Raw genomic sequence first — 16535 nt, 5'->3', positions numbered from 1 at the left:
TACCGTCGCAGCCCTTGCCCAGCGGCTTTCAGCGCCCTTCGAACGTGTCCGCCCACCCGCCCCGCCCCGATCCCGACGCCCTGCTGGTACAGCTGAAAAACGACGAACACCGCGCGAGCCGGGGCCGGCTGCGTATCTACTTCGGTGCGAACGCGGGTGTCGGCAAGACCTTCGCGATGCTGGGCGCCGCGCAACGCGAACGGGCTGCCGGTCGCGACCTGGTGATCGGGGTGGTCGAAACCCACGGCCGCGCCGAGACCGCCGCGCTGGTGACCGGCCTCGAACAGTTGCCGCCCCGCCAGCTACCGTACCGCGACCGCACCCTGCCCGAGTTCGACATCGACGCGGCCCTGGCGCGCCGGCCGCAGGTGCTGCTGGTCGACGAACTGGCCCATGCCAACGTGCCGGGCTCGCGCCATGAAAAACGCTGGCAGGACGTGCAGGAGCTGCGCGACGCCGGCATCGACGTGTGGACCGCGCTGAATGTGCAGCACCTCGAAAGCCTGAACGGCACGGTGGGCGCCATCACCAACATCCGGGTTCACGAGACGGTGCCCGACACGGTGTTCGATTCGGCCGACGAACTGGTGCTGATCGACGTGACACCGGACGAACTGGTAGCCCGGTTGCGAGCCGGCAAGGTGTACCTGCCGCAGCAGGCCGAACGCGCTGCGCAAAATTTCTTCCGCAAGGGCAACCTCATCGCGCTGCGCGAGATCGCTCTGCGCCGCACCGCCGAACGCGTGGGCGACGACATGCAGCACTGGCGTGTGGAAACCCCGCGCACCGGCCGCGTATCGGGCCGGGACGCGGGTTCCGACGCGCTGCTTTGCTGCGTCGGGCCGCAGGCCGGCGCCGAACAGGCGGTGCGTGCCGCAGCCCGGCTGGCCGGCCAGCGCAACCAGCACTGGTCCGCGGTGTATGTCGAAACGCCACGGCTGCAGCAGTTGCCGCCAGCCGAACGCGATCGCACTCTGGCCGTTTTGAAACTGGCCGCCGAACTGGGCGCCAGTACCGCCGTGCTGACCGGTGCCGATGTCGCCGTGGCCCTGGTCGAACATGCCACCCTGCACGGGCTGGACACACTGGTCATGGGCCGGACCGAAGCGGCCGAGGGCTGGCGCGGTCTGCTGCGCCGCATGGCCGGTGCGGGACTTCGGACCCGGCTGGCGCGGCTGGCGCCGACGCTGGACATACTGGAAGTGGGTGCCGCCACCAGCACCCGTCGGCTGGCCAGCGCGATGTCGGGCGAACTGGCCGACCGAGACGATCGTCCGCGCCGCTGGCCGGGTTACGCCTGGGCCTGCGCGGTAAGCGTGGCGCTGACGCTGGTACTGCACCTGCTGAGCGGCGCATTCGAACTGGCCAATATCGTGATGCTGTTCCTGCTCGGCGTGGTGCTGGTGGCGCTGCGCTTCGGCCGCGGGCCGGCCGCGCTGGCCGCGCTGCTCAACGTGCTGGCATTCGATTTCTTTTTTGTACCGCCGCGCCTGTCGTTCACCGTCAGCGACGTGCAGTACCTGGTGACCTTCGTGGTGATGCTGGGCGTGGGCCTGCTGATCGGCCAGCTGACGGCCGGCCTGCGTTTCCAGGCGCGTATCGCGGGCAGCCGCGAAAGCCGGGCGCAGAGCCTCTTCGAGCTGGCCCGCGACCTGTCGGCAGCGCTGCTGCCGCAGCAGGTTGCCGAACTGGGCGAAGCCGCGGTACGCCGCAGTTTCGGCGGCCAGGCCCATGTGCTGGCAGCCGACGAAAACGACCGCCTGCCCACCGTGGCCGACCTTCCGCCCGGCCTGGACGCCAGCGTGGCCGACTGGGTCTACCGCAACGGCCAGCCGGCAGGCCTGGCGACCGCCACGCTGTCGGCCAACGCCTGGCATTACCTGCCGCTGGCCGCGCCCATGCGGATCCGCGGCGTGCTGGCCTGCCGGCCCGAACACGCACGCTGGCTGCTGATCCCCGGCCAGCAGCAACTGCTCGACACGCTGGCCCGCCAGGTGGCCATCGCGCTCGAGCGGGTGCATTACGTGGACGTCGCGCGCCATGCCGTCGTGCAGATGGAATCCGAGCGGCTGCGTGGCGTGCTGCTGGCCGCCATGTCGCACGACATCCGCACGCCGCTGGCCGGCTTGGTGGGGCTGGCAGAGACCCTAAAGGCCGATGCCGGAACACTTGCTCCGCAAGCCCATGCGCAGTTGCTAGACGGAATCGTGCAGAGCGCCCGCCAGATGAGCGGCCTGGTGGTGAACCTGCTCGACATGGCGCGCCTGCAGAGCGGCGCGGTCACTCTGCGCAGCGACTGGCAGTCGGTCGAAGAGGCGGTGGGCACGGCCATCCGCGCAGCGGCGCCGGCCCTGGGCCAGGCCACCGTCAGCACCGACATTCCGGCCGACCTGCCGCTGGTCGAATTCGATGCGGTGCTGATGGAGAGGGTGCTGGTCAACCTGTTGGAAAACGCCGCCAAATACGGCCGGCCGCCGATCGTCGTCGGCGCGCGTGCAGGCGATGCCGAACTGCGGCTGGTGGTGCGCGACCACGGCCCGGGGCTGCCGGACGGTGCCGGCGAATCCCTGTTCGACATGTTTACCCGCGGCGCGACCGAATCCGGCCTGCCGGGCGTCGGCCTCGGCCTGGCCATCTGCCGCGAGGTGGTGCTCGCGCACGGCGGCCGCATCTCTGCCGCCAACGCGGCCGGCGGCGGCGCCGAATTCACCATCGTGCTGCCGCGCAGGCCGGAGCCTTCGGTACTGGCCGATCTACCATTGCAACCATGAGCACACCCGTCGCCGTGGTCGTCGAAGACGAACCGCACATCCGAGGATTCATCCGCAGCACGCTGGAACGCGAGGGCTGGACGGTGCACGAGGCCGGCACCGCCGAGCGCGGCATCGTCGAGGCAGGCACCCGCAAGCCGGACCTGCTCGTGCTGGACCTCGGGCTGCCCGATGCCGACGGCTGTTCGGTGATCGAGGCGGTGCGCGGCTGGTCGGCGGTGCCCATCCTGGTGTTGTCGGCCCGCAGCGACGAGGCCGACAAGATCCGGGCGCTGGATGCCGGCGCCGACGACTACCTGACCAAGCCCTTCGGCATCGGCGAACTGATGGCTCGCGTGCGGGCCAGCATGCGGCGCCAGCAACGGGTGAATGCCTCGCCTGCGGGCGAATCCTCGGTTTTGCGTTTCGGCGATGTCGAACTGGACATGGCCGCCCGTCACGTACGGCGCGCCGGTGTCGAGGTCCACCTGACGCCGATCGAGTTCCGCCTGTTGTCCACGCTGGCGGCCCACGCCGGCCGGGTGCTGACACATCGACAGTTGCTGCTGGCGGTCTGGGGCCCGGCACATGCCGAACAGAGCCACTACACCCGCATCTACATGGGCAACCTGCGGCGCAAGCTGGAAGCCGATCCGGCCCAGCCGAAACACTTTCTCAGCGAAAACGCGGTCGGGTACCGGCTGGTTCCGTGACGCTCAGGCGGCAGCGGCGTCGTAGCGTTTGGGCAGCAGTATCCTGAAAATCGTGCCCGATGCGGGATCGGATTCGAGTTCCACCGTCGCGTCGAGCAATTCGGCCAGCCGCTTGACGATGGACAGGCCAATGCCCTCGCCCGACGTCTGGCGCACGGGGCGCAGGTCGGGCGCGTGGATCGCGGCCGGCCGCACGCCGCCGGACGAGGTGGCGTCGTTTTCATGCGCTACGTCGGTGGCGTTCTGCAGTGCGGTGGCCAGCGGTGCGCCAGGGCCGGCATGCAGGCCCGGGCCGGTGTCGGCCACCGTCAACAACCAGCGTTTGCCGTCGGCCTTAGTGCAAGGCGCCCAGTGCACATCGACGCCACCGCTCAGGGTGTACTTGAGGGCGTTGATGATGAGGTTCTGGGCCAGCCGCCGCACCTTCACCGCGTCGCCCTGCACCAGCAGCGCCGACTCCGGCCGATGGGTGCGCAGATAGATGCCGCGTTGCAGCGCCAGCGACTGCAGGCCGTCGCACATCGGCTCCAGCAAGGCGGTCACGTCGAATTCGGCGAGTTGCCGCTGCTCGGTGCCGGCCTGCAGGCGGGTCAGGCTGGTGACATCGTCGAGCAGGTGGCGCAGCGACTCGACATTTCGGTCCAGCATGCGGGTGAAGCGTTCACGCGGATCGTCCGGCGTGCTCTTCAATTGCAGGGCGCGGGTGGCGGCGGCGACCACACCGACGTTGCCGCGCAGGTCGTGGGCCAGCTGTTCCCACAGCGTGGCGCGCTGTCGGTCGAATTCGGAGACTTCCTGGAGGGCGTTTTCGAGGTCGAGCACATGGCCGGCAGCCTCGATCTGGCGCAGCTGGTAGAACTGGCTCGTGCTCTGCTCGATACCGGCTGCGTAGCTCGCCGCCCACGCGCTGCGGGCGGCGCTCATGGTGTCGGCCGGCGCCGACGACTCCAGGGCGAAAGCATCGAGCTCCGTGACCAGCACCTGGTTGAGATGGCCCAGTTCCCGCACCACCTCCCGCAGGTCGTAGCCTTGCTGCCAGCGGTGCTTGCCGTGTGCGTTGGCGGCCTCGATGGTGCCGTCGGTGCCGCATTCGCCGGCGTCCGCAGCGCCGTCCGCCAGTTGGCGTTCGAAGGCGATGAGGGCCGCCGGCACATGGTCGTTCAGCTGGGCGCGGGGCAAGGCGTTGCCGGTTGTCAGGCCGGGATCGGCCAGCACCGATGCGCGCCAGCGCTGCAGAAGATCGTTGCGGCGGCGCTTGAGGTGGGCCGACAGGTCCTGGAATACCGATACACGAGCGTTCATGCTGAATTCTAGAAGGCTGGCGTTTGCGACCCGGCCCGGAGCTGCCTCAATTCGAAGGGCCGGCCACCGGCAGGCGGGCCGTGAAGCGGGTGAAACCCGTGTTCGACACCACGTTCATGCTGCCGCTGTGTGCCTGGGCGATTTCCCAGCAGATGTACAGGCCCAGCCCCAGGCCGCCGCCCGGCGCGCTGGTGGCGGGTCGCCAGAAGGGCTCGAACACCTTGGCCAGGGTTTCCTCGGCCATCGGTTCGCCACCGTTGGTCACCACGATTTCCAGCCAGCGGTCGGAGACCTGTACGTCCACCGTGACCGGCTGGTCGGCGGCACCGTGCGAAATGGCATTGCCCAGCAGGTTGGAGAGCAGTTGCTGAACACGGCCCCGGTCACAGACCACCGGCACGTCGATGACGATGTGCTCGTCGATCTCCCTTCCGGGGAAAGCCGTGCGCAACTCGCCGACCACCTCACGCAGCGACAGGTCGAGTTGTTCGACCGGCGCGATGCGGGCCCCTATGCCGCCCTTGCCCAGGCGTGAACGCGCCAGGTCGAGCACATCGGCGATCAGCGCGCTCATGCGTCGGGTGGCCGAACGCATCACCGTGGCGATGCGCACCACGTCGGGATCGGTTGCACGGCGGGCCAGCAATTCGGTCGATGCGACCAGGGCCGAAAGCGGGTTGCGCAGGTCGTGGCCCAGCACCGCGATGAAAAGTTCTCGCAGCTCGCCTGCCGCGCGTTCGTCGGTCAGGGCCATTTCGGCGGCCAGGTATTGGTCGTCGTTCTGCAACTGGGCGGCGATCAGTTCCGCGAACATCTCCATCTGCAGCAGGGTGCGGGGGTCGCTGACCCGGGCCGGCTTGGGATCGATGGCGCAAAGGTTGCCGAAATAACGGCCGTTCTTCAGCGTGATCGGTATCGACACATAACTCTCGATGCCGTAGATGCGCGGAGTGTGGTGGTCCTTATAGACCGGGTGGTCGCTGGCCTTGTCGAAGGCGATGGTCTTGCCGCCCATGCGCACTTCATGGCAGAGCGTCGTGTCGATGGCCAGCTGGCCGCCCACCCCCAGGCCGAAATTGATGTTGTCCTGTACGGCACAGGCGGTCCAGGTGCCGTCGGTCACCCGTGCCACGGCGGCGAAACCCATTCCCGTCAGGTCACACATCAGCCGCAGGATGGCGGGCACCGAGCCGATGCGGGCGATAGCGTCTATGCTTCTCTCGACGGCTTCGGGCGAATCATCGCTGCTGGGAGCGGCAGGAACAAAAAGAACAGAATCTTTCATCGCGAAACAGAATAGCCGAATCTTGCCGGCAGATCATCTTTTCACGGCAGTTTCAGGGCCTCCCGCGCCTCGACCCGACGGGAGAGCATTCGCACCATCAGGGGCCCGAAGGCGGTCACCATGATCATCCGCAGGGTTTGCGAAACCATGACCACATGCATGTCCACGCCGCCGGACGCACCGATGATGGCGGCGGTGTCCAGCCCGCCGGGGCTGAGGGCCAGGTAGGAAGTCTGGAAACCGATGCCGAACCAGCGCGAGAACGCGAAGGCCACCGCCAGCGAAATGGCGATCAGCAGCAGAACCGAGCCCACCAGCGGCAGCAGCACGGCACGGAACTGCGTCAGGGTTTGGCGCGAGAACCCACCGCCGATACGCACGCCCAGCAACAGATAGGCACCCAGCAGGAAGACGGGCGAAGGCGTCAGGCTGACCTCGAACACCGCCATCAGCACTGCCCCCAGGATCATCGGCAGCATCAGGTTGCCGGCCGGCATGGGGATGACACGGGTCAGCGCCATGCCGCCGAGGGCGATGGCGAATGCTCCGGCGCTGGAGCCGGCATCGACCGTGTGGAGCTGCAGGACGAACGCTTCCATGCTCGGGTGTGAGGTCGAGCCGATCACCACCGCCGAAGTCATGGAGACGAACAGTACACGGGTGTACTGCATCAGCGACACGATGCGGGGGTCGGCGCCGTAGCTGCCGGACATGATCACCATCGCGCTCGCGGCCCCCGGCGAAACACCCCAGATGGCGCTGGTGCCCGGAATGGCGCCGGTGCGGGCAATCGCCACGCCCAGCACGCCGCACAGGGCCAGCGTGGCGAGCGACACGCCGATGAAAGCCGGGATCAGCGCGACGACCTGCAGGTTGAAACCGGTGGCGATCTTCTCCGCGATCAGCACGCCCAGCAGGGCCTGCGACAGATGCAGCAGCGGGCTGGGCACGCTGGCGCGCAGGTTGAGCATGCCGAGCAGCGCCGCGCCAAGGATCGATCCGAGCAGGAACGGCGCGGGCGAAGCAGCCAGGTAGAGCACGAAAGACACCGCCAGGGCGAACAGGACGACAAACGTGGTTTGCAGCGACTGCGGAATGGGAGAGCGGCTCATGCGGCAGAGCCTGCGAATTCAGAAAACATCGACACCAGACGAAGGGGAAGCAACAAGAAAAGGAGTGGGGCAGCAGCGGACTTCAAGCAGTAGCGGGCAGCCGGGCTTCGCCGGCCGGATTTTCTCGCGAACGACGCAATTGCATGATTCGCGGCAGGTTGCCCTCGATCCAGTCGGCCAGCCCTTCCACCTGCTTGGCGACTTCCAGGCCCATGGGTGTCAGGCTGTATTCGACGTGGGGCGGCACCACCGGGTACGACTTGCGCAGCACGAAACCGTCGCCTTCCAGCCATTGCAAGGTCTGCGCCAGCATCTTCTCGCTCACCCCGCCGACCTTGCGCCGCAGGTCGCTGAACCGATGAGTGCCGCCCAGCAAGGCGACCAGCAACAGCACGCCCCAACGGCTGGTGATGTGTTGCAGGACTTCACGTGACGGGCAGTCGGCAGAAAAGAGTTCGCCGCGCTGCAGGGCCATCGCAAGACCGCGCTGGTTGGTGCCGGATGGCTGTTCGGACAGAGGGGTGGCGTGGTGGTTCATGCTAGCTAACCTTTAGGTGCGTACTTACGAAAAGTTTGCTTGGACGATATTCTGCACGGCGTCAGTTCGACGAACAACATGCCAAGCAAGGAATTTTCATGATCGCCATCACTGGAGCCACCGGCCAACTCGGCCGCCTGGTCATCGAATCGCTGCTGAAGAAGGTGCCCGCCGGCCAGATCGTGGCGGCCGTGCGCAGCCCTGAAAAAGCACAGGACCTGGCCGCCCGCGGCGTGCAGCTGCGCCGGGCCGACTATTCGCAGCCGGCCACTCTGGCCTCCGCCTTCGACGGCGTCGACAAGCTGTTGCTCATCTCGTCCAGCGAGATCGGCCAGCGGGTGGCCCAGCATCAGGCGGTGATCGACGCCGCTCGCGCTGCCGGCGTGAAACTGCTGGCCTACACCAGTCTGCTCCGTGCCGACACTTCGCCACTGGGCCTGGCCGCCGAACATCTGCAGACCGAAACCGCCCTGAGGGCGTCCGGCCTGCACCATGTCCTGCTGCGCAACGGCTGGTACACCGAGAACCGCACCGCCAGCATTCCGTCGGCGGTCGAACACGGCGCGCTGGTCGGGTCGGCCAGGGATGGCCTGACGGCATCCGCCAGCCGAGCCGACTATGCAGAAGCCGCCGCCCTGGTACTGACGACCGACGGACATGCGGGCAAGGTTTACGAACTGGCCGGCGATGCCGCCTACACCCTGCCCCAGCTGGCGGCCGAAGTTACACGGCTGGTCGGCAAACCGGTTGCGTATCAGGACCTGCCGGAAGCGGAATTCAAGGCCGTGCTGCTGCAGGTCGGCCTGCCGGAACCGCTCGCCGAACTGCTGGCGGATTCCGATGCAGGCACCGCGCAGGGCGGCCTGTTCGACGACCAGCGGCAACTCAGCCGCCTGATCGGCCGGCCGACCACGCCCTGGACCGAAACGGTCGCCGCGGCACTGAAGAAGGCCTGAAAGCCAGCGGGGGGCAAAATCGGCGGATGCCCAACCTGCCCCATCTTCTTGCTTCAGACCTGAAGGCAATTCCTGTCACGCCCCACACACCCCGCCCGGCCTGCTGCGCCTATGTGCGGGCACCGGGCTGGGAATCGTTGCCCGCGTCGTTCGATCCGGCGCAGTTCCGTGCCGTCGGCAGCCTGCGTAATCCTGAAGAACATGCACCCGAGGTGCTGGCCGAATACCACCCGGACGGCACCTCCTTCTGGTCGCCCGATGCGCCCATCGCGCCGCGTTTCTTTCCGTACAACCAGAGCGAGGTCTGGACCTGCATCACCTGCGCCAAACCATTCCTGCGCTACACCGAGGCGGGTGGTTATTACGTCGAAGACCGCATCCGTGAACTGGACCCGGCACGGGTGGTTGACGCAACCCTGCCCTAGGCGGTGAAAATGGAGGGTTTCGCCCTTCGAGAATCTGTCATGTCCGCCGTTCTGTCCCCCGACCTGCCGCCCCTGCCGACACTGCCCCTGGGCCGCTACCGCCATTACAAGGGCGGCGAATACGAAGTCATCGGCGTCGCCCGCCACAGCGAATCGCTCGATGCCTATGTGATGTACCGTCCGCTGTACAACGCCAGCGGCATGTGGATCCGCCCGCTGGCCATGTTCCTCGAACAGGCCGAATTCAACGGCGAGTGGCAGCCGCGCTTCCGCTACCTGCCCGGCCAGCACTGAGCGATGGCGCCCGACCACCGCGACACCCTGCTTTGGAACGACTGGCATCCGGTCGCTTTCTCGGAACAACTGCTGCCCGGCCAGCATCAGGCCGTCCAGTTGCTGGACGAGGACCTGGTGCTGTGGCGCAACGCCGACGGCCGCGTGATGGCCTGGGACGACCGATGCCCGCACCGCGGTGCCAGGCTGTCGCTGGGCAAGGTGGTCGATGACCGCCTGACATGCCCTTACCACGGCTGGCGTTTCGACGGCGCAGGGCGCTGCACCCTGAAACCCGCGCAGCCCTCGCTGCCGGTGCCGGCCGAGCCGATGACGCAGGCCTTCCACGTGCAGGAACGGCACGGCCTGGTCTGGGTGTGCCTGGGCACGCCCACACGCGACGTGATCCCCTTTGATGAGTTCGCCGACGAGCGCCTGCGCAACATCATGGCCGGACCTTACGACGTCGCCGCCTGCGCGCCGCGTGTGGTCGAGAACTTCATCGACATGGCGCATTTCGGTTTTGTCCACAACGGAATCCTGGGTGACGAAAGCACCACCGAAATCCCGGAATACACGGTAGAGGACTTCATCGACGGCAGCGGCCAGCCGGGCGTGCGGGCGGTGGGAATGCGTGTCACCCAGCCCCACGCCAACCTGCAGGCCGCCGGACCGTCGGAGGTGGAATATGGCTACCGTATCTCGCGCCCGCTGTCGGCCATTCTGACCAAGCAGATCGTCGGCAGCGATGTGGCGGAGGCGATCACCCTGTTCATCCAGCCGGTGAGCGAAGAGGCATCGCGGGTGTGGATGGTGTTCTCGGGAGTCCGGTCACCCGAACCCGACCACGCGGTTCGGCAGTTTCAGGACACGGTGTTCGCGCAGGACAAACCCATTCTCGAATCGCAACGCCCCAAAAGACTGCCGCTTCAGATGCGCGCAGAGCAGGCGCAGCGGGCCGATCTGCTGTCGGCCCATTACCGGCGCTACCTGCGTGATGCCGCCCTGACCTACGGCGTCATACCGCCGGCCCAGGTCGCGCAGCCGGTCATTCCCGGTTCTTGATGCGGTCCTTGCGTGCGGTCTTCCTGGCCGCACGCTCGGCATCGATGCGTTCGCCTTCGGCCTGCCAGGCCATGAACTCGACCGGAGTCTCGAGCGTGATGCGCCCCAGGGTGGCGCTGCGGAATTCCTGGATCACGATCTCCGCCGCCTTCTGCAGGTTGATGCGGCCCTTGCCCAGCAGCGCGCCGCGTTGTCTGCCGACGGTTTCCAGCACGTCCTCGTCCTTCAGCGCGCTGATTTCTTCCAGGCTTTCAGGCAGTCGAAAACGTGCCTTCAGCAACTCCGCGTAGGGCTGCTTGACGTAATTCAGAAACTCCAGTGCCACCAGTTCCTCGTCGTAGGCATTTCGGCCGACCGCCCCACCCGCCGCCAGCCGATAGCCGACCTGGTCGACGGCGATGCGGGGCCACAGCATGCCGGGTGTGTCCCACAGGTAGAAATCGTCCTCCAGCACGATGCGCTGTTCGAGTTTGGTGATGCCGGCCTCGTCACCGGTCTTGGCTTTCTTCACGCCGGTCAACGTGTTGATGAGGGTCGACTTTCCCACGTTGGGCACACCGCAGATCAGCACCCGCATCGGTTTGGCCATGCCACCGCGGTTGGGCGCCAGCAGGTGGCAGGTCGAGACGATCTGCTGTGCCGGCGTCGGCTGGCTGGCGTCGAGCGCGATGGCGCGGGTGCCGGGTCGGCCGTTGTAGTGGGTCAGCCAGAGCGCCGTGCGCTCCGGGTCTGCCACGTCCTGCTTGTTCAGCACCTTGAGCGAAGGCCTGCCGGCCGTCAGTTCGGCCAGCAAGGGATTGGCACTCGAGCCCGGCATGCGGGCATCGAGCACCTCGATCACCGCGTCGATGTCTTTCACCCGTTCGGTGATGGCCTTGCGGGTGAGGTGCATATGGCCGGGGAACCACTGGATCGACATAGGACGGAAGGCTTTCTGCAGACGAAATTCAAAAACGTAATGAATATGCATTTTCCGCCATGGTTATCACCCTTCATGGCGCGACAGGGGCCACCTAAACTTTTTTTGGAACGACAACAACGAACAGGAGACCGATATGCAGCACATCGACCGCGTGGTGAACCGCCGCCAGGCAATCGTTTGGACCACCGCCGTCAGCGCCTTGCCCGCGTCGGCGCAGGCAACGCCCTACCCCAACCGTTCGGTGCGGTTCATCGTGCCTTTTCCGGCCGGCGGTCCGGTGGACATCACCGGTCGGGCGGTCGGACAGAAACTGGCAGAAATATGGGGGCAGGCTGTCGTAGTCGACAACCGTGCCGGCGCGGGCGGCATCGTGGGCGCGGACATCGCATCGAAATCGGCAGCGGACGGCTACAACGTCTTTGTCTGCAGCATCCATCATTCGGTATTGCCGGCACTCAAGGCGCCGCTGCCCTACGACATCGAAAAAGACTTCGTGCCGATCAGCTTCGGGGCCATTTTCCCGATCTTCCTGGTAGCCCACCCGTCGGTGCAGGCGAACACCGTGGCCGAGTTGATCGCACTCGACAGACGCGCGCCGGGCAAACTGAGTTTCGGTTCGGCCGGCAACGGTGGCGGAACCCATCTGGCCGGCGAACTTTTCAACATGAAGGCGGGCACCAGCCTTCAGCACATCCCCTATAAAGGCAGCGCGCCCGCCATGACCGACCTGCTCGGTGGCCAGGTGCAGCTGATGTTCAGCGATGCGCCGACGGCGCTTCCGCAAATCAAGGCGGGCAAAGTGAAAGCGTTGGCGGTGGGAAGCCTGCAGAGATCGACCCTGCAGCCGGACCTTCCGACCATGGCCGAGTCCGGACTTCCGGAGTACGAAGCCTATTCATGGGCGGCATTTTTGGCGCCACGTGGTACGCCGGCCGAAATCGTTCAAAAAATCAGCGTGGACATGGGCCGGGCGATGGGTGACCCGGTCGTTCGGCAACGCATGTACGACGCCGGCGCGGAGGCCAGGCCGGGCACGCCGGCCGAATTCGGAAAACAGTTGCGAAGCGAGATCGTTAAATGGGCTGCCGTAGTGAAGGCGGGCAATATCCGGATGGACTGATCCAGGCGGTCTTCAGGCTACCTGGGCGGACATCACCGCCTGTGCCACGCGCGGCAGCAAGGACATCCACTCCGGACCGATACGGGAAGTGGCTTCCAGCAGCGTGTAATCAATTTCGCCGAGCCAGTCGGTGCGATTCAGAACGATCGCGGTGGCCACCTTGTCCAGTTCGCTCTGCAGGTCCCAGCACGGTTTGCCTTGCAGCGCTTCGAAAGTCTTGCTCAGCAGGTAGGCATATCGGGTGTCGGTCATGGTGGGAGTCCTGAAAACATGGACGAAGGATCCCTTGAAACGGCTGAACGTTGGCTGACCATGGTGTAGCGCACCGCTGAATATGCGTAACACGTCCTTTAAGATTCCTCGGGTGAACCTCTTTTTGATAACTGACGCGCAGTCTGCGCGAGACATGATCCGCCACCTGTCTCAGCAATTAGAGACGGCTGGCGTTGGCGATTTTCGAGAAGCGCCGCCCGAGCCCACCAGTTGCTGTGGGCGTGGCTGCAATGGCTGCGTATGGGAAGGATATTTTGCCGCAGTAGGGTGGTGGCAAGAAGATGCGATATCGCGGCTTGCATCAAGCCGATAACCACAAACCTAGACTTTCCGTTCCCCCAAAGACAAAACCCCTCAATCTTTCGACTGAGGGGTATTGCTGGCTGTAAGAGCCTGACGATGACCTACTTTCACACGGGAACCCGCACTATCATCGGCGCGGAGTCGTTTCACTGTCCTGTTCGGGATGGGAAGGAGTGGTACCAACTCGCTATGGTCATCAGGCATAAAGGGTTGCTGTCCTGCTGTTGAGTTCAGGACGGCGAATTCATAGAGTTTGGAATCAGCTTATATTTTGATTACGTCTTGGCATAACACCTTGAAGCTGTTTCCCTTTGGGGGGGGCTATCAAAGTTATAGGGTCAAGCCGCACGAGCAATTAGTATCAGTTAGCTTAACGCATTACTGCGCTTCCACACCTGACCTATCAACGTCCTGGTCTAGAACGACTCTTCAGGGGGCTCAAGGCCCCGGCAGATCTCATCTTGAAACGAGTTTCCCGCTTAGATGCTTTCAGCGGTTATCTCTTCCGCACTTAGCTACTCGGCAATGCCACTGGCGTGACAACCGATACACCAGAGGTGCGTCCACTCCGGTCCTCTCGTACTAGGAACAGGCTTCCTCAAATCTGCAGCGCCCACGGAAGATAGGGACCAAACTGTCTCACGACGTTTTAAACCCAGCTCACGTACCTCTTTAAATGGCGAACAGCCATACCCTTGGGACCGGCTACAGCCCCAGGATGAGATGAGCCGACATCGAGGTGCCAAACACCGCCGTCGATATGAACTCTTGGGCGGTATCAGCCTGTTATCCCCAGAGTACCTTTTATCCGTTGAGCGATGGCCCTTCCATACAGAACCACCGGATCACTATGTCCTGCTTTCGCATCTGCTCGACTTGTCAGTCTCGCAGTTAAGCACGCTTATGCCATTGCACTATCGTCACGATGTCCGACCGTAACTAGCGTACCTTCGAACTCCTCCGTTACGCTTTGGGAGGAGACCGCCCCAGTCAAACTGCCTACCATGCACTGTCCCCGATCCAGATAATGGACCTAGGTTAGAACCTCAAACGCACCAGGGTGGTATTTCAACGTTGGCTCCACAAGATCTAGCGACCCTGCTTCAAAGCCTCCCACCTATCCTACACAGATCCGTTCAAAGTCCAATACAAAGCTACAGTAAAGGTTCATGGGGTCTTTCCGTCTTTCCGCGGGGAGATTGCATCATCACAAACATTTCAACTTCGCTGAGTCTCGGGAGGAGACAGTGTGGCCATCGTTACGCCATTCGTGCAGGTCGGAACTTACCCGACAAGGAATTTCGCTACCTTAGGACCGTTATAGTTACGGCCGCCGTTTACTGGGACTTCAATCAAGAGCTTGCACCCCATCATTTAATCTTCCAGCACCGGGCAGGCGTCACACCCTATACGTCCACTTTCGTGTTTGCAGAGTGCTGTGTTTTTAATAAACAGTCGCAGCCACCGATTTTTTGCAACCTTTCTCAGCTCCAGGAGTAAATCCCTTCACCTACTAAAGGCACACCTTCTTCCGAAGTTACGGTGTCAATTTGCCGAGTTCCTTCTCCCGAGTTCTCTCAAGCGCCTTAGAATACTCATCTCGCGCACCAGTGTCGGTTTGCGGTACGGTCGTCAATAGCTGAAGCTTAGTGGCTTTTCCTGGAAGCAGGGTATCACTCACTTCGTCTGTAAGCAGACTCGTTATCACCCCTCATCTAAGCCCGGCGGATTTGCCTACCAGGCACGACTACAGGCTTGAACCAACATGTCCAACAGTTGGCTGAGCTAACCTTCTCCGTCCCCACATCGCACTATTGATCGGTACAGGAATATTGACCTGTTTCCCATCAGCTACGCATCTCTGCCTCGCCTTAGGGGCCGACTCACTCTACGCCGATGAACGTTGCGTAGAAAACCTTGCGCTTACGGCGAGGGGGCTTTTCACCCCCTTTAACGCTACTCATGTCAGCATTCGCACTTCTGATACCTCCAGCATCCTTTACAAGACACCTTCACAGGCCTACAGAACGCTCTCCTACCACGTGCAATAAATTGCACATCCGCAGCTTCGGTAACTGGCTTAGCCCCGTTACATCTTCCGCGCAGGACGACTCGATCAGTGAGCTATTACGCTTTCTTTAAATGATGGCTGCTTCTAAGCCAACATCCTGACTGTTTTAGCCTTCCCACTTCGTTTCCCACTTAGCCAATTTTAGGGACCTTAGCTGGCGGTCTGGGTTGTTTCCCTCTTGAGTCCGGACGTTAGCACCCGGTGCTCTGTCTCCCGCGCTGTACTCTTCGGTATTCGGAGTTTGCCTTGGGTTGGTAAGTCGCCATGACCCCCTAGCCAAAACAGTGCTCTACCCCCGAAGGTAATACGCGAGGCACTACCTAAATAGTTTTCGGAGAGAACCAGCTATTTCCAAGTTTGTTTAGCCTTTCACCCCTATCCACAGCTCATCCGCTAGTTTTGCAACACTAGTCGGTTCGGACCTCCAGTACCTGTTACGGCACCTTCATCCTGGCCATGGATAGATCACTTGGTTTCGGGTCTACACCCAGCGACTGGACGCCCTATTCGGACTCGATTTCTCTACGGCTTCCCTATTCGGTTAACCTTGCCACTGAATGTAAGTCGCTGACCCATTATACAAAAGGTACGCAGTCACCCTTGCGGGCTCCTACTTTTTGTAAGCATGCGGTTTCAGGATCTATTTCACTCCCCTCCCGGGGTTCTTTTCGCCTTTCCCTCACGGTACTAGTTCACTATCGGTCGATGATGAGTATTTAGCCTTGGAGGATGGTCCCCCCATATTCAGACAGGATTACACGTGTCCCGCCCTACTTGTCGTCAACTTAGTACCACACGTCTGTTTTCGCATACAGGGCTATCACCTGCTATGGCCGACCTTTCCAGATCATTTTGCTAACAGTCGTGCTATCACTGACAGGCTCTTCCGATTTCGCTCGCCACTACTTTCGGAATCTCGGTTGATGTCTTTTCCTCGAGCTACTGAGATGTTTCAGTTCACCCGGTTCGCCTCGCATGACTATGTATTCATCATGCGATACCCTAAAAGGGTGGGTTTCCCCATTCGGAAATCTCCGGATCAAAGCTAATTTGCCAGCTCCCCGAAGCTTATCGCAGGCTATCACGTCCTTCTTCGCCTATCATCGCCAAGGCATCCACCACATGCTCTTATTCACTTGACCCTATAACTTTGACGTTTCTTATCGAAACACCGCCGTCGTTTCAAGGAATTGCCAGGTCTTTCACCTGGCGCGTTATGCCGTATGACCCTTGCGGATCGATACATTTGAATTCCAGACTTGGTCTGAATATTCGTTTTGACGCAATCAAAAATTCATGCTGCTGATGGCACGGTGAAGAACCTCGGTCCTTCTTTCCATCAGCAGCGCTGATTCGACTCTATGAATTTTTAAAGAACAGCCGATCAATCGCACTATCGCGATCAACAACAAAACAGCCTCTCGCAA

Annotated in this window: 14 protein-coding genes and 2 rRNA genes; 8 read left to right on the top strand and 8 right to left on the bottom strand. The window is 62.9% G+C overall.

The window, feature by feature from the left end; translation table 11 throughout:
- Positions 1–44 precede the first annotated feature (44 nt).
- Both AC3ANW_RS07690 and AC3ANW_RS07685 read left to right on the top strand, forming a co-directional pair.
- Positions 45–2771 (top strand): DUF4118 domain-containing protein, encoded by a 2727-nt coding sequence (locus AC3ANW_RS07690; RefSeq protein ID WP_488344595.1) that lies wholly within the window; start codon positions 45–47, stop codon positions 2769–2771.
- Positions 2768–3463, top strand: a complete 696-nt coding sequence (locus AC3ANW_RS07685; RefSeq protein ID WP_488344594.1) for a response regulator — start codon at positions 2768–2770, stop codon at positions 3461–3463. Before AC3ANW_RS07690 ends, AC3ANW_RS07685 begins: the two co-directional genes overlap by 4 nt.
- A 3-nt stretch (positions 3464–3466) precedes the next feature.
- Here AC3ANW_RS07685 and AC3ANW_RS07680 read toward each other — a convergent pair whose 3' ends face one another.
- The 4 genes from AC3ANW_RS07680 to AC3ANW_RS07665 form a co-directional block, all read right to left on the bottom strand.
- The gene (locus AC3ANW_RS07680; protein WP_488344593.1) at positions 3467–4765 is read right to left on the bottom strand and encodes an ATP-binding protein; all 1299 of its coding nucleotides are present in this window, start codon (positions 4763–4765) and stop codon (positions 3467–3469) included.
- 46 nt (positions 4766–4811) lie between these two features.
- Complete coding sequence (locus AC3ANW_RS07675; protein ID WP_488344592.1) at positions 4812–6050, bottom strand: GAF domain-containing sensor histidine kinase; 1239 nt, start codon at positions 6048–6050, stop codon at positions 4812–4814.
- A 41-nt stretch (positions 6051–6091) separates the two neighbouring features.
- Positions 6092–7162 carry an AbrB family transcriptional regulator gene (locus tag AC3ANW_RS07670; RefSeq protein WP_488344591.1) on the bottom strand — a complete coding sequence of 357 codons (1071 nt, stop codon included), beginning with the start codon at positions 7160–7162 and terminating at the stop codon, positions 6092–6094.
- Positions 7163–7244: 82 nt separating this feature from the next.
- Positions 7245–7637 carry a winged helix-turn-helix transcriptional regulator gene (locus AC3ANW_RS07665; RefSeq protein ID WP_488345379.1) on the bottom strand — a complete coding sequence of 131 codons (393 nt, stop codon included), beginning with the start codon at positions 7635–7637 and terminating at the stop codon, positions 7245–7247.
- A 161-nt stretch (positions 7638–7798) separates the two neighbouring features.
- On the opposite strand from AC3ANW_RS07665, the gene AC3ANW_RS07660 reads away from it, so the two are divergent.
- The 4 genes from AC3ANW_RS07660 to AC3ANW_RS07645 are packed head-to-tail and all read left to right on the top strand — an operon-like array spanning position 7799 to position 10419.
- Positions 7799–8656 (top strand): SDR family oxidoreductase, encoded by an 858-nt coding sequence (locus tag AC3ANW_RS07660; RefSeq protein WP_488344590.1) that lies wholly within the window; start codon positions 7799–7801, stop codon positions 8654–8656.
- Between the two features lie 26 nt (positions 8657–8682).
- On the top strand, positions 8683–9081 hold the full coding sequence (locus tag AC3ANW_RS07655; protein ID WP_488344589.1) for a hypothetical protein: 399 nt from the start codon (positions 8683–8685) through the stop codon (positions 9079–9081).
- Positions 9082–9120: 39 nt separating this feature from the next.
- On the top strand, positions 9121–9375 hold the full coding sequence (locus AC3ANW_RS07650) for a DUF1653 domain-containing protein (protein WP_488344588.1): 255 nt from the start codon (positions 9121–9123) through the stop codon (positions 9373–9375).
- Positions 9376–9378: 3 nt separating this feature from the next.
- Complete coding sequence (locus tag AC3ANW_RS07645) at positions 9379–10419, top strand: Rieske 2Fe-2S domain-containing protein (protein WP_488344587.1); 1041 nt, start codon at positions 9379–9381, stop codon at positions 10417–10419.
- On the opposite strand, the gene ylqF is transcribed toward AC3ANW_RS07645, so the two are convergent.
- Positions 10403–11338: a ribosome biogenesis GTPase YlqF gene (gene ylqF / locus AC3ANW_RS07640; RefSeq protein ID WP_488344586.1), complete on the bottom strand. Its 936-nt coding sequence runs from the start codon at positions 11336–11338 to the stop codon at positions 10403–10405. The genes AC3ANW_RS07645 and ylqF overlap by 17 nt on opposite strands.
- Positions 11339–11474: 136 nt before the next feature.
- On the opposite strand from ylqF, the gene AC3ANW_RS07635 reads away from it, so the two are divergent.
- Positions 11475–12461 (top strand): tripartite tricarboxylate transporter substrate binding protein, encoded by a 987-nt coding sequence (locus tag AC3ANW_RS07635; RefSeq protein WP_488344585.1) that lies wholly within the window; start codon positions 11475–11477, stop codon positions 12459–12461.
- Positions 12462–12473: 12 nt separating this feature from the next.
- Here AC3ANW_RS07635 and AC3ANW_RS07630 read toward each other — a convergent pair whose 3' ends face one another.
- Positions 12474–12713, bottom strand: a complete 240-nt coding sequence (locus AC3ANW_RS07630; protein WP_488344584.1) for a hypothetical protein — start codon at positions 12711–12713, stop codon at positions 12474–12476.
- Positions 12714–12795: 82 nt separating this feature from the next.
- Between AC3ANW_RS07630 and AC3ANW_RS07625 the strand changes: the two genes are divergently transcribed.
- Complete coding sequence (locus AC3ANW_RS07625) at positions 12796–13047, top strand: oxidoreductase-like domain-containing protein (protein ID WP_488344583.1); 252 nt, start codon at positions 12796–12798, stop codon at positions 13045–13047.
- Between the two features lie 78 nt (positions 13048–13125).
- On the opposite strand, the gene rrf is transcribed toward AC3ANW_RS07625, so the two are convergent.
- Positions 13126–13238, bottom strand: a 5S ribosomal RNA gene (gene rrf, locus AC3ANW_RS07620).
- A 133-nt stretch (positions 13239–13371) separates the two neighbouring features.
- A 23S ribosomal RNA gene (locus AC3ANW_RS07615) occupies positions 13372–16250 on the bottom strand.
- Positions 16251–16535 lie beyond the last annotated feature (285 nt).

Source organism: Xylophilus sp. PBN-3R, from assembly GCF_057747805.1.
Note: the sequence above shows the minus strand (reverse complement) of the source record. Positions and strands in the feature narration are given on the sequence as shown.